At 69.2% G+C, this 13,198-nt stretch carries 11 protein-coding genes; 8 read left to right on the top strand and 3 right to left on the bottom strand.

Annotated elements, in window-relative coordinates; all coding sequences use genetic code 11:
• From AQJ91_RS21930 to AQJ91_RS21920, 3 genes are all read left to right on the top strand, one after another.
• Nucleotides 1-2,160, top strand: a 2,160-nt coding sequence (locus AQJ91_RS21930) for an SUMF1/EgtB/PvdO family nonheme iron enzyme (RefSeq protein ID WP_067024319.1), incomplete at its 5' end; no start/stop codon positions are given.
• Complete coding sequence (locus AQJ91_RS21925) at nucleotides 2,157-2,423, top strand: hypothetical protein (protein ID WP_067024316.1); 267 nt, start codon at nucleotides 2,157-2,159, stop codon at nucleotides 2,421-2,423. The genes AQJ91_RS21930 and AQJ91_RS21925, both read left to right, overlap by 4 nt.
• A complete protein-coding gene (locus AQJ91_RS21920) occupies nucleotides 2,420-3,703 on the top strand; it encodes a hypothetical protein (protein ID WP_067024313.1) in 1,284 nt (427 codons plus the stop codon). The genes AQJ91_RS21925 and AQJ91_RS21920 overlap by 4 nt, the downstream gene beginning before the upstream one ends.
• A gap of 242 nt (nucleotides 3,704-3,945) precedes the next feature.
• On the opposite strand, the gene AQJ91_RS21915 is transcribed toward AQJ91_RS21920, so the two are convergent.
• Both AQJ91_RS21915 and AQJ91_RS21910 read right to left on the bottom strand, forming a co-directional pair.
• A complete protein-coding gene (locus AQJ91_RS21915; RefSeq protein ID WP_199847987.1) occupies nucleotides 3,946-5,283 on the bottom strand; it encodes an NsdA family TPR-like regulatory protein in 1,338 nt (445 codons plus the stop codon).
• Between the two features lie 27 nt (nucleotides 5,284-5,310).
• The gene (locus AQJ91_RS21910; protein WP_234382737.1) at nucleotides 5,311-5,787 is read right to left on the bottom strand and encodes an LOG family protein; all 477 of its coding nucleotides are present in this window, start codon (nucleotides 5,785-5,787) and stop codon (nucleotides 5,311-5,313) included.
• Between the two features lie 36 nt (nucleotides 5,788-5,823).
• Between AQJ91_RS21910 and AQJ91_RS21905 the strand changes: the two genes are divergently transcribed.
• The 3 genes from AQJ91_RS21905 (at nucleotide 5,824) to AQJ91_RS21895 (ending at nucleotide 8,999) form a co-directional block, all read left to right on the top strand.
• Complete coding sequence (locus AQJ91_RS21905) at nucleotides 5,824-6,681, top strand: hypothetical protein (protein ID WP_234382735.1); 858 nt, start codon at nucleotides 5,824-5,826, stop codon at nucleotides 6,679-6,681.
• A complete protein-coding gene (locus AQJ91_RS21900; protein WP_067024310.1) occupies nucleotides 6,674-7,297 on the top strand; it encodes a DUF6415 family natural product biosynthesis protein in 624 nt (207 codons plus the stop codon). The genes AQJ91_RS21905 and AQJ91_RS21900 overlap by 8 nt, the downstream gene beginning before the upstream one ends.
• Nucleotides 7,298-8,315: 1,018 nt before the next feature.
• A complete protein-coding gene (locus AQJ91_RS21895; protein WP_067024307.1) occupies nucleotides 8,316-8,999 on the top strand; it encodes an alpha/beta fold hydrolase in 684 nt (227 codons plus the stop codon).
• A gap of 20 nt (nucleotides 9,000-9,019) precedes the next feature.
• On the opposite strand, the gene AQJ91_RS21890 is transcribed toward AQJ91_RS21895, so the two are convergent.
• Complete coding sequence (locus AQJ91_RS21890) at nucleotides 9,020-10,141, bottom strand: IS630 family transposase (RefSeq protein ID WP_234382740.1); 1,122 nt, start codon at nucleotides 10,139-10,141, stop codon at nucleotides 9,020-9,022.
• Nucleotides 10,142-10,821: 680 nt separating this feature from the next.
• On the opposite strand from AQJ91_RS21890, the gene AQJ91_RS21885 reads away from it, so the two are divergent.
• Complete coding sequence (locus tag AQJ91_RS21885; protein WP_159054621.1) at nucleotides 10,822-12,012, top strand: coiled-coil domain-containing protein; 1,191 nt, start codon at nucleotides 10,822-10,824, stop codon at nucleotides 12,010-12,012.
• 619 nt (nucleotides 12,013-12,631) lie between these two features.
• On the top strand, nucleotides 12,632-13,117 hold the full coding sequence (locus tag AQJ91_RS21880) for an ATP-binding protein (protein WP_079085105.1): 486 nt from the start codon (nucleotides 12,632-12,634) through the stop codon (nucleotides 13,115-13,117).
• Nucleotides 13,118-13,198 lie beyond the last annotated feature (81 nt).

The following is a 13,198-nucleotide window of genomic DNA, read 5'->3' as shown; positions in this document are numbered from 1 at the left end:
TACCGGCAGGCCAAGCGGTTCGTCCTCAGCCCGGACACTGTGTACCAGCTGTTCTGCCGCGAGTCGGGGATGCGGCTGGAGTACGTGGAGCTGACGCTCTCCAGGGACGCCGACGACCTGAGTACCGTGCTTGCCTCCAGCGGTGGGGAGCTGTTGCGCACCCGGCTGCCCAAGCTCACTCGGTTCGTCGTCCTGGACGACGATGGCGGTGCGCCGCCCGGCGCCCTCCACCAGATGCTGGGTCTGGACTTCCGGATCGTGCGCTACAACGGCTTCGTTGACACCATCGTCAATCTAGACACCCACCTCGCTGATCTCACCTCCGCCGCAGCCCAGGAGGAACCGCGGGCGGCGCTCGCCGCGGCGGCGCTGACCACCGACCTGCGCACCGGCGAGTCGACGATGGAGCAGTCCGGCGACGCGGCGGAGCTCCTGACGCGCCTGGCGCGCGGCAGTGCGAATGTCCTGGTCACCGGTCGTCCGGGGAGCGGCAAGAGCACGCTCCTGCGCTCGCTGGCTACCAACCCGGAGATACGCCGCTTCCGCTTCTACTTCGACCTCGGTCTCAAACCGAAGGACGAACCGTTCTCCGAGTACGCGGCCCGCCTTCTCGCGCCGGCCATGACGTCGGACCGCTCGCGCGCTTACGAACTCTTCCTCTACCTCATCCGTTCCGGGACCGCGCTGTGCGTGCTTGATGCCGTCGACGAGGGCGTCGATGAACCCAGCGCTGCCGGTTTCCTGCGGCTCTTCACCGATCTTGCGGCCGTGCTGTCCGCCGAATCGGCGGTGGTCATCAGCTCACGGGTGTCCTTCCTCGCGGACTCGCCCCAGGTTCGTCAGCTGCTGGACAGCGGCGCGGGCCGCTCCGAGCAGCTGGTCGAGCAGATGTACGCCAACGGCGTCGACCCGTCCCGGGTACCGCATTTTCACGTCGTGCGCCTGGCCGAACCCGAGGCAACCCCTCTTGAGACGCACCTCACCACGGCGCTGAACCTTCCCACAGGAACGCCCCTCGCGGACATCCTGGGTGCTCACATCACCCGGACGCTGGCCGAGCGGGGGGAGCCCGACCTGGAGCAGCGGCTGCCTGCCGCGTTCGGACACGCCTTCCTCACCGACCGCACCGTGTTCTCCCTCGCCGATGTCCACCGGCAGCTGGGGGCCAACGCCTTCAAGGACGGACGCCTCGATCTCGATGCCTGTGTCCTCGCTCCGCTGCTGCGGCCCGCCGGGCCCGATCACGTCGCCTTCGTGCACACGGCATACCAGGAGCTACTCGCTTCCAGATTTCTGGCCGAGCCGGCGAACCGGGACCTGGCAGCCGACCTTCCCGGCGGTGCCTTCCTCACCGAGCAGGTGCGCGCATTCCTCGCCGGCATGCCCGGCAGGCCGGAGACGGACGACTGCGTGCTGCCGGCCGGGGCGTACCTGGTCGGTCCGGCCGAACGGCTGCTGATCCGCCGCGTCGAGCGCCCCGCACGCTTCGACCGCCACGCCGTGACCGTTGCCCGCTACCGCCGCTTCCTCGACGCCCTCGACGCGGATGGCACCTCGCAGTGGGACCACCCCGACCAGCCCGGCGACATCACACACCGCCCCTGGACCGACCGGCTGCGGCGGCCCGACTACTACGAGAACCCGCGCTACGACGCACACCCTGCCATCTGCGTCAGCTGGTGGAGCGCCTACGCCTTCGCCACGTTCGAGGGCAAACGCTTGCCGACCTCCCTTGAGTGGGAGGCCGCCGCCCGTGGCACCGACGGGCGTCTTTTCCCCTGGGGCGACACCCCCGACGGCACCCGCGTCAACTGCGCCGACACATGGGTGGGCCGGCCTGTCGTGACGTATCAGGCGTGGTACCGGGACTTCGCGGGCGACGCCGTCCGGCGGGCCGGGGCGACACCCGTCGACGAACGGCCGGGCAACCGCTCCCCGTTCGGTGTCCTCGACATGGTGGGCAACTGCTGGGAATGGACCTCCACGAGCCTGGACGACCCCGGCGAGGCGGTCATCTGTGGTGGCAGCTACGACAACCCGATGCGTGCGGTGCAGACCAGCAGCAAGGGCATCTACCGCAAGCGCGGCGGGAGCAACGCGGTCGGCTTCCGGTGCGTGCAGGACATCGTCACGTCCGGGGCAGAGGAGGCGACGGCATGAGCGGTGGCGGACCGCGCCACGGAACCATTGTCGACAGGCGTCCGAGTGGCGGAGGACTGAGCGGTGCGCTTGGCACCTATGTCGTCCAGGACGACGAGGACGAGCGGTATTACAGCTTCGACTACCGCCAGATCGTGACCGAGGGCTTCCGGACCATCCGCACGGGCGAACACGTCCGCTTTCATGTCAGCGCGGAAAGCCCCGACCGGGCGGAGTTCGTCATCCGCCTCGACCAGCCCGACCCAGCGGAGTACTACCGATGACGACCTACGGGGTTCCGCTGCTCGAGATCGTCACGGGGGCGCGCCAGGAGCTGACCGTCGTCCTGCCCGTGCGGCTGAAACGCCTCCCCGACTGGCCCGAAGGTCCCTTCCCGTTCGAGCTGGGGAGCCGTCGCACCGACGCCCAGACTCGGTCCACCTACTTCGCCCCCGCCTCCGCCCGCGCACTGTATGGGGCGCCCGGACGGCCGCGTCGCTGGCACCTGCCGCTGGACGTCAAGAACGACGGGCTGCACCTGCTGGGCATGGAACTTCTCCGGGCAGCCACCGCCCGCAATCCCGAACACGCCCTCGTTGTCATGCACTTGAGCGCGGAAAGACCCCTGCTGCCCACACTGCGGGCCCTGGCCGGGCGGCGGCCGAACCCCGCCGACGAACCACTCACCGGACCCTTCGACCCGGCCGGGCTCCTCGCCGGTATCGCCGACGTTCGCGACCCCGATCAGCCGTTCGCCATAGCCCGGCCCTACACCATCGCCTTCATGACCCCAACCGAGCGGCACACCCCCGCTCTCCGCACCGGCGGCGAAGCGGCACTGCCCGCCACCGCGGACCACTGGCTGTGGCAGCTGGCCTCGCGCTCCACACCGGAGGACTTCCCCCTGCCCCCGGAGACCACCGCCGAACAGCTCAAGGACGCCGTAAGAATCTCGGCGGACTGGAGCGCCCTGGTGCTACGCCAAGGGGCCGCCTTCCTCGGCCACCGGCCCGACACCGGTGCCGGCGACTTCTTTGAATTCGGCGCGCTGCACTCGCGTACCGTCTATCTCGACGCCCTGCTCCTCGGCTCGCTCCAGCGCGATCACATCGATGAGCTCACCGACGGACTCTCCGAAGTGTTCAACTCCTCACGGCTCGCACGCCGCGTCGCCACGCTGGAGCGGAACATCGCCGTCTTCCGCAGCACCTACTGGCGCCAGCACCTCACCGCACACGGCGCGGCCAACGATCTGCTCCTCGCATTCCAGAACCAGCACCGACTGCCCGCACGTTTCGACGAAATCCTGGCCGAAGCAGCCGACTACAGCAGGCTCGTACAGACACAGGAGAGCCAGCAGATCAGCGGCGCCCTGGGAGTCCTCACCATTCTCGGCCTCCCCCTCGGCACCGCCCTCAGCATCCTGCAAGTCCTCGATGACAACTCCACGGCGCACCTGCTCATCGCGCTCGCCCTATCGGTCGCCGCCACAGCCGCAGCCCTCACCACACGGTACGGGCGCCTGGTCCTGTCGTCTCTACGGGGCGGGGGCAGAAAGGCGTAGGACGCTGCGACCGGCGGCCGCATCGGCGGTACGTCATCGTCCTACGGGCAGAAGTATCCCGTGTCCCGCTGCCGACTGCCCCATCGTGTGGATCAGACGGCGGACCTCAGCCGGCCAATCCCCTCACCGCCGCAGCCTGCCAGGCTCGACACGGCGGTACAGGGTTCAGCAAGCTGAACATCCAGCCGCTACCCACCGCGCCGAGGGACGAACCGAGCCCGGTCGGCCGCGTAGCCCCGCTGTCAGGAGCCGAGGACGTCCATCAGGTGGTCGTCGAGGTCGGCCACCCACTCCTCCCGCCGCCACGGCCGCAACTCCTGCCGCGCTTTCCGCAGCCGCAGCGCCGGCACCCGGCCGCCGGTCGTCGCTGCTGCGGCCACGCATTTGTGCAGTAGATCGGCCGCCGCGCGCGGCTCCCCGAGCCGGATCCGGGCGAGCGCCTGGTCAGTGGTGACGATGGCCCGCTGCACCTGCTCCCTCGGCGCCGACAACACCTCCGCCGACCGGGCGAAGCGGTCGTGCGCTGCGGAGGGGTCACCGACATACAGCTCGCACACGCCCTCGAAGCCGCGGAGGTGACCGGGAGAGAACGACGTGGGCGCCGGATCACCGGTGTGGTCGACCTCGATGTCGTACCAGGCCAACCCGAGCGCGGCCTGCGCCTGCCGCTCCTGCCCGGACCGCGCGGCGACTTCCGCTTGCAGCGCGTGCGCCCGCGCCCGCACGAGCGTGCTCTCTCCGGAGCGGGCCGCGCGTACGGCCTGGTCGACCAGGCGCCGCGCCTCGTCGAGGCCCTGCGTCGAGTACAGGGTGACCAGGGCGTGGCTCATGTGGACGCTGGCCTTCCGCCACGGCCGCGCAAGACGCTCCGCCTCGCGCGTCGCCTCCGCGTACAGGGCGCGGGAGGCGGTGTCGTCGCGGGTCTCGAACGCCAGACGGCCGGCCAGCGTCGCCGCGGCTACCGTGACTTCCCGGAGCTGTGGGACGAGCGGATCGGGGAGGGGACCGACGAGCAGGCGCCTGCACGTCTCGATGGCCGGGGCGAGCAGCAGTTGCAGCCGCACCATGGGCAGGCTGCCGACCTCCGCGTTGACGTCCGCCACCACGGAGGCCAGTCCGGCTATGGCCTCCCCCTCGGTCCGCCTCGGGTCCACAAGAGCTGCGGTGAGCGCGGCCTGGACGGTCGGGGAGAGAAGAGCAAGCAGGCCGCCGCCCGTGTCGGTGGCTGCGCGGAGAACGAGGCGGCGCAGCTCCGCTGTCCGCCACTCACTCTCCCCGAGCAGGCATAGGGCATCCAGGTACTCGGCGAAGTCGGAGCCCGCGCCGAGGGAGAGTTCGCCGGCGGGCGTGCGCGCGTAGAGGTGGGCAAGGAGCAGCTGGTACCGCTCGTCGGGCAGCGTCGGCCTCTTCGGGGACTCCCAGCGGGCAACGGACCGCTGCACGCTCGCCACGGACGGCAGCGGCGGCTGATGAAGTTCCCCGGCCAGGACAATGAGCGCACGGGCGACGTCGGCGAGCGACAGGCCGCGCCGGTGTCGCAGCGCCTTCAGCTGGGCCGCCCCCGCGGCTGCCCCCTCCATAGGGCACATAGTGCAGCAGAATGGCGGCTACACGGGCACGATCAGCCGAGGTTTCCCCCGATCCGCTGTGTAGTTGAGCGTCTGCCACGTCCCGGATGAGGGATCGTCGCCGTGTGGGAAGCCGATCGTCATGCTGCTGCGGTCGACCATCCACCGGTTCCGGGCGTGGTAGGCGGGCGTCTTCAGCTCAGGAGCGCCCAGCTCGACGACTTCCTTGATGCGCTCGCGGGTGCGTGCGATCGCCTGCCGGGCCTCTGCGGGCTGCTGATCGACGGTGCCGGGCGTGACGACGGTGATGTCAGCTGCGGTGTTCCCCGCGAGCCACAGCAGCGACAGGCTGTCGATTCCCTTCGCGCCCCCGATGTAGAAGTGCGCGTCTTGAGCGAATGGGCCGAGGTAGTCGGCGAAGAGACGCGCGTACTCGTCGAGGCTCCTGTGCCCCGTGCTCCGCGTTCCCGTGATCGCTACCGCCCGCATGATCAACTCCGTGTCATAGATCGTCATATCCCGCCCATCGTTGGCTGTTGGGATCGTCTGCGTGTGGACAGTAACGACCTGCAACGACTCGCCGGTCACCTGGAGAAGTACGGCCTCCGGGTCACCGTGGACGACAGCGCGATGCGGCTGAATGTGAAGAACCCGCTGAACAGCCGCCTCACTGAAGAGATTCTCACCGAGGGCGAGCAGTACGTCACCGGGTTCGACTACGCGATCGGCGAGCACGGACATGAGCAAGCCTGCGCCGAACGCATCGCCCGCATGCTCGCACTCGGAACCCCGGCCACGGCCGGCCCCCACCGGGCCCGGCAACCGGCTGCCCACGGAGGCTCATCGATGACGCCCCCGAACACCGCCCACCATGTCGAGGCACAACCCGGCGCCCTCGTCCAGACCAGAGCAGACCGGCATCTGGCGGCCGGTCAATGGCTCCTCTCCGCCGCGGAAGACACGCAGCGGGCCCGGAAGGAATGGGCCGAAAACGGGATCACGCTCCTACGGTGCGGAACTCTCTTCACGGCCGTCCGTCTCGCCGCCAGCCTCGTGCACGCCGCCGCCGACAGCAACGACCTGCGGGACGTCGACGCCTACCTCGGTCAGGCGCTGCTCGGCGGGCCGGTGTTCGCCGACACCAGGTGGCGCCTGTACTACGCCCTCGTACCGGAGGGCACCGGTCGCCTGCCGTCTTGGAGCTACCGCAGCGAGGACGCGGAATGCCTCGGCCCGAACGCCTACCTCGGCGTACCCGACCCCACGCACACTGACCCGGGCGTCGGCTTCTCGTACTGGTGCGTGCCGCCGCACGACCCCGAGACACTGTGCAGCCCCGAGGCGGTCGCCCAGCTCCTGAAGGACGGTCTGTGCCGGCTCACGGTGGCGGAGGCGAACACCGGTGCCTGAGAACACGCTGCTCCCGCTCGATGCGGACACGATCCGGATGGCGTACGACTCCGTACTGTGGGCTCCCCGCCTGCCGACCGGCGAGGAGCTGGACACCCTGAAGGAGCAGCTCCAGGGGCATGTGCAGCTCCTGGTCCCGGACGTGCAGGATCTCGCAGCCCGCATGCGCGGTGAGATGCGACGGCTGACGGTCCACGTCCTCGTGCGTGCGTTCCAGCTCCTGGAGGAATACGCCGACGGCCCCCCGGCATGCGACGTGTATGACCTCGCCACCATCGCCCGCGCACTCCTGACGCTGTACCGGCACCCCGGCCCGCTCGGGGTACCGACCGGCGCGGACGAGATCGCCGAGGAGATCCGTCGGCGCCTGTGCGGTGCCTGCTGGGAACCGATCGCTGACGACGAGCTGCACGAGCGGCGGACGTTCGGCAGCGACTCCAGCGGCGGAATCCACGGCTACGCGCACACTGAGCTTTGCGTCGATCGGTCGCCCCTCCTGGCGCTGTGTCACCACAGTGCTTGCGCTGGTGGAAGGGCGCGGACAGAGATCTCCTGCGGAACGTCATTGGATCCGGGCCACGAGTCGCCGCCAACCGCAGCAGGCGGCACCTCTTGAGCCACCCGGTGCCGAAGACCGGAGCGCCCGGTGCCGGGCGTTGCATGACCCCGCTCCGCCCCGTCAGCACGGGCTCCTCACCGGGGCGGATCCGCCCCGCAAGACCCTCATCCGCGCCCTCGGGGGGCGAGGCGGCAGCCAGCACGAACGGCGCGCGGAGGGTCCTGCGCCGATGTCGCAACTGGAGAAGTGAGGATGGGCTACATCGAGAACGAAGCCCAACCCCAGGCCCGTATGCACGCCCGCCAACGGATGACGCGCCGTGAACGGGGACCTATGTACGAGTTGATCGTCAGCCCGTTCTTGGATGGTTACCTGGCCGTCCGGCCTGGTAACCAGGCTGGAGCCCGTCTGTCTGAGGACCGGTTCCGCGAGTGGAGGACCTGGCGGCTACCGGTGGAACGCCCCCGTGGTTCGCCGACATCGGCCGCTGCTCTTGGGGTCTGGACTGCAAGACCAAGGCCCTGATTCTCGCCCCGGAGAGTCGGGGCCCTCCTGTGTCCGGGTTCCGCTCGCCGTAGGTGTGGCGCCGGCCGAAGTTGACCTCTACGTCGACCGCGGGCCGCCCTGTTGGGGCCTCTTGAAATCCCCAGCCCTGCTCTTCGCCCTCCTTGGTTGCGGGCTCAACCAAGGAGGAGGGTCCGCCTGAAGGCCACCCAGATACGGGAGCGTTGCGGACTGTCAGAAGCCGTCACATCCTCTTTCGGCTGCTCACCGCTTCACGAAGTGGCTGCCAGGAGGGTCGGCGGGGACCGATGCTCATTGAATGTGCGCATCTGAGTGGGCCGCCAGGCGTTCCACCTCGGGTTTCACAACAGCCCCTGCAGCCACCACACTCCAGCGCCGACCAGCGCGCTGCCCGCCGCGTATGCGGCTCCCTGGACCAAGGCAAAGAGAGCGGTTCGGGCTAGTGCTGTGACCAGGAAGGTTTGCCGGGTTGGGGTGGCCCGAGCCCGTTGTCAGAGCCTCCCGATAGCGTGCTGGCAGCCAGATCCAACTCCTCTCTGGGAGAACATCCGTGGACATCCTGCTCATCGCCGGCCTGTGGCTCGACGGATCCGCATGGGACGACGTCGTGCCCGAACTCACCGCGCTCGGCCACCGTCCCGTGCCGCTCACCCTCCCCGGCCAGGGCGACGGCACCGCCTCCGCGACGCTCGACGACCAACTGGCAGCAGTACTCGCCGCCGTTGACGCGGCGCCCGGGAAGCCCCTGGTGGTGGGGCACTCCGCAGCGTCGAGCCTGGCCTGGCTGGCCGCCGACGCGCGACCGAAGAAGGTGGCCAAGGTCGCAATGATCGGCGGCTTCCCCGCCGCCGACGGGCGGGCTTACGCCGATCACTTCGCGATTGAGGACGGCGCCATGCCCTTCCCAGGCTGGGGCCCCTTCGAGGGAGCGGACTCCGCCGACCTGGACCAAGAGACCCGGCACCGCCTTGCGTCGGCCGCCATCCCTGTCCCCGAGGGGGTTGCCCGGGGAGTCATGCGCCTGACCGACGAGCGCCGCTTCGACGTCCCCATTGTGGTCGTCTGCCCCGAGTTCACCCCCGCCCAGGCCAAGGAGTGGATCGCCGCCGGCGAGAGCCCTGACCTCGCCCGCGCCACCCACCTTGAGTACGTGGACCTCGACTCGGGCCACTGGCCGATGGCCACCCGCCCCCGCGAGCTCGCCCGCGTCCTGGCGGAGGCCGCGAGCTCGTAGGGCCGTGGCGGGTTGGGTGGTCAGGCTGCTGCCGGTAGTGGTCTGCCGCCCCAGCGGATGCCCTTCTCGCTGCGGACACGAGCGCGTTCTCGGCGTTGTGCGGCGAGTATGTCGGGGTGGCGGGCGTTGGCATTGCGCCAGCGTAGGTAGGCGTGCAGGGCCCGGGTCTGCGCCGTGTGATTCGGATGGTTGGAGTTGGCCAGGGTGAACTGCCGCAGCGGGCCAAAGTGCGCCTCTATCGGGTTGGCCCAGGAGGCGTAGGTCGGGGTGAAGCACAGCTCGACCTTGTTCTTCTTCGCCCAGCGGCGGATGTCCGCGCCGGTGTGGGCGGAGAGGTTGTCCAAGATGATGTAGATGGGTGCGCCGTCGGGCCGGGCGGCGCGGATCGACTTCAGCGCGGCCAGGGTGTTGGCGGTGCCTTTGCGGCGGCGGTTGACGCCCCACAGCCGGTCGTCGCCGACGGAGTAGCAGCCGTGGAAGTAGGTGACGCCGTGGGTGCGGCGGTAGGTCGCGGGAAGCCGGTTGGGCTTGCCCTGCTTCGCCCAGCAGGAGCCCGCGGTGGGCCTGATCCCGAGGGGCCCGAACTCGTCGAAGGCGAAGACCCGGTCCGGGAAGCGTTCCAGCACCTGCTCGATGCAGTCGAGCTTGGCGTCGCGGTCGGGGTCGGGGGACTCCTTCCAGGTCTTGGTGCGCTGGAAGGTGATGCCGCGACGCCGAAGCAGGCACCGTAAGGCTTCCCGGCCGATCCGGATGACACGTCCGTGCACGCGGCGCAGGTAGGCGGCGAGTTTGCGGATCGACCAGCGCGTGAAGGGCTGGCCGAGCTTGGTCGGGCGAGTGGTGGCCGTCTGGACGACGAAGTCCTCGTCGTCAGGGGTGAGCAGGCGGGGACGGCCTCCCGCCCACTGAGGGTCCAGGCAGGCCAGGCCGATCTCGTTGAACCGGTGGATCACATCGCGGACGGTGTCCTCGTCGGCCTGCACCAGCTCGGCGATCACCGGGACGCGGTTCCCGCCGGCGGACGCCAGCAGCATCATCGCCCGCCGGTAGCGCACCGAGCAGGTACTGCCCCGGCGCACGATCTGCTGCAGCTTCTGCCCTTCCTGATCGGTCAGTCTGCGCACCCGCACAGGCTCGGCCACCACACCTCCAACGGTCGGAACGGACGTCACCGCCCATCCAACCGCCCCAACCGCCAACCCGAGAACCTTCCCGGTCACAGCACTAGCCGGCGGCGGAGCCGTGTTGTCTTCGGAATGGGCATCGGTGCCTCCGTGGACGCGGAATGGGTGCAGCGTTGTGGGGCATCCAGGTGACAGCCGGCGGGTATTGCTGCTCAATGGAGCATCTAGGCAGGGGAGTTGTTGCGCCCAACTAGCACCTAAGCCGGGTCGGAGAGATGCGCATGAGTCCGCCGATTGATGGCCCGGGAAGGCCCCAGAGGCCTGAGCGACCGGAAGGCCCACCTCCACCGGAGCACGCACCGCCGGAGCAGGCCCCGTGGGCGGAATCACGCATCGACTTCGACGAGCTGAAGCGCACATTCCCGGAGAGTTTCATGGACATGGGCGGACCGGATGAGTGGGAGGACAATGTCCCCGGGGCAAGCCCCGGAGACCTTGGAGGCCCGTCGGGACCCAGGGACCTGGAGGGGCTAGGTGGCCCCGAGGACCCCGAGGACCCCGAGGACCCCGAGGTCCTTGAGGGGCCGGGGGGAGCGCGGCGTCCAGGGCGGCCGCTCGCCCCGCCCAATCGGGAGAACTTCCAAGGGCGCCCCGAGCAGTATCAACTGAAGTGCCGCGTCTTTGAGCTACTGGGGGATGTGAGCCGCCGCGAGATCGCCCGCCGCCTGAAGTGCAGCCCGACCAGCCTCAGCCACTACGTGACGGACCCGAAATGGTGGCCGCGGGAGGACTACGAGCGGCTGGTCGCCGTCGCCGTGGAACTGCGCGGGACCGTGGATGACGAACTTCTCGGCCAGCTGGAAGAGGCCTTCTCCGCCGCGGAACAGGAGGCCACACCCACGGTCCACCAGATCGACCGACTGAAGACCCAGATCCAGGAGCATGTGCAGGAGCTGGCCGACTTGCGCCAGGAGCGTGACGCCCTGCATCAGCAGTCCACGGCAGCCAGCGGCGACGATCAGGCCGCGCTGCTGCAGCGCATCAGCGAACTCGAGGAGGATCTGCGGGCAGCAAGGCGGAAGATCGGACGGTTGAAGAAGCAATTGGTCGAGCTGCAGCTCAGGCTCGCCGCGTCCGGAGACCCCACCGCGGCATTGGAGACGGCCCGCTACGCGGCCGATGAAGTAGCCCGCATCGTCGATCCGGCCGATCGGCGGGAGCGTGCCCTGGAAGCAGTCTCGGAGCTCGATCGTCCCGATGGAGCGGGGGAGTTCATCGGCCATCTGCGTACCCGGGTGGGCATCGAGGACGCCAGGGCAGTGCTTGAGGACCTCGTGCTGCGCTGGTCGCCAGCCCGTGTCGCGGATCTCTTGGCGGCGCTTGACGCGGGGACTGGCTGGGACCCGGTTGCGGGCGATGCGTCGACCACCGATAGCTCGGGGATGCGTGCCCAGCTGTCCGCCCTGTACCGGCAGGTCACGAAAGCCGACCTGCACGTGACGGCATTGCGACTCCTGGACGCCGATGCTTTCGCCGGAGTAATCCATGTACTGGACGCTCAGGGGGCGACCACGCTCGCCGGGACTCTGCTGACCGAGCGCGTGACGCAGCGCACCATCGACGGGATGCAGCAGGACGCCCGTGCCCTGCAGGAGCGCGCCCAGAGCTACGTGGTTCAGGCCGTCCGGCGTCCGCCCCGGGAGATCGCCGAACTGGTGGCGGCACTGCGGTCGCAAGACCAGGACCAGCACGCGGCCTGGCTGCTGGATACGGCGGGAGGGTTGCTGCCGGACGCTGTTAACAAGCAGTTGGAAAATCTGCTGACAGCTGCGGGTCGGATCAACGACCTGCGCGGTCTTCTGCATGGGCGGGAATGGGAGCGGGACTGACGTCCCACTTTCGCGGAGCGGTGGGACACCGTACAGCCTGGTGCCCACTTTGTGCTGCGGCGATCAGGGGGGAGGATGTGACAGCTTCTCACCTTCTCTGGTGGGTGGCCGTAGGGCATCGCGGAGCGACGCTCGAAGAGAGCCCTTGACCGGCTGTAGCGTTCCCGCACCCTCGAAGGCCAGGCGGATCCGCTTCACGGACATCGACCACCTCGCGGAACAAGAGCAGATCTGGGGAACGAGATGAGCGCCGGTGGGGAATTTCAGGAGCCTCAACAGCCCACGAACCGGCTTCGGCTCGGCTGAGACCGAGCCGCGGCATCTATGCATGGCCGTCGGCCGACTGACGCGTCCGGCGCGGCGAAAAGTCCTTGAAAGCACTGGTCAGAGAAGGGTTCCGCTCTTCCTGGGCCCCACGGTGTGGTGGTCGCGACCCAGTCGCGATCACCGGGGAGGTCCCTGCCGTGGCGCCGATTCTGTTCACCGCTGTGCTGTTGCTGCCATTCGTCATGGCCGCCGGCCCGTTCGCGCTATGCGAAGCGCGCGATTGCGTAAGTCCTGGACGCGGTCGGCACCGCCGCGTCGTACGTGGGCGTCACGCGGCCCGGGGAGGCCGTCGATGACCGCGCGCCGCGCCGCCCTGGGCGCCACCTCGTGCGTCGTGTGGCGTTGGACCAGCTGCACCCCCAACGCCCCAGCTCAAGCTCGTTCCGCCCTGCGTTGTGCCCTCGACCAGCTTGGCTTCGACGGCGAGGTGATCAGCGATGCGGTACTGGCCGTCTCCGAGTTCGTCACCAACGCCACCCAGCACGCGGTGGGGCCGTACGAGATGCGCCTGCGTCGCACCGCGGCCGAGGTCATCTGCGAGGTCGAGGACCACGATCCGCGCATCCCGGAGATCCCTACATTTCCAGCCACGGCACCGTACGCCCCGGCCGAGGAGAACCGCGGAGGCGGTCTGGAGGCGTTGTGCACGCTGCTGTCCGAGCACGGGCGCGGCCTGCACATCGTCCATGAACTCACCAAAGGTGCCTGGGGGTTCCAGAGCCGGAAGACAACGAAGACGGCATGGTTCGTGCTGCCGGGAGTTGTAGTGCCGGACTGATCGCTGGGTGCCCACAGGGGGATGGGGTGTCGAGTGAGTTCGGGTGACCGCCGGACCGTCTCCCTTCTCCCTCGCGCGGCG

This window comes from Streptomyces dysideae (assembly GCF_001514305.1).
Lineage (GTDB): Bacteria > Actinomycetota > Actinomycetes > Streptomycetales > Streptomycetaceae > Streptomyces > Streptomyces dysideae.
This window is presented reverse-complemented; position numbering and strand designations above follow the sequence as displayed.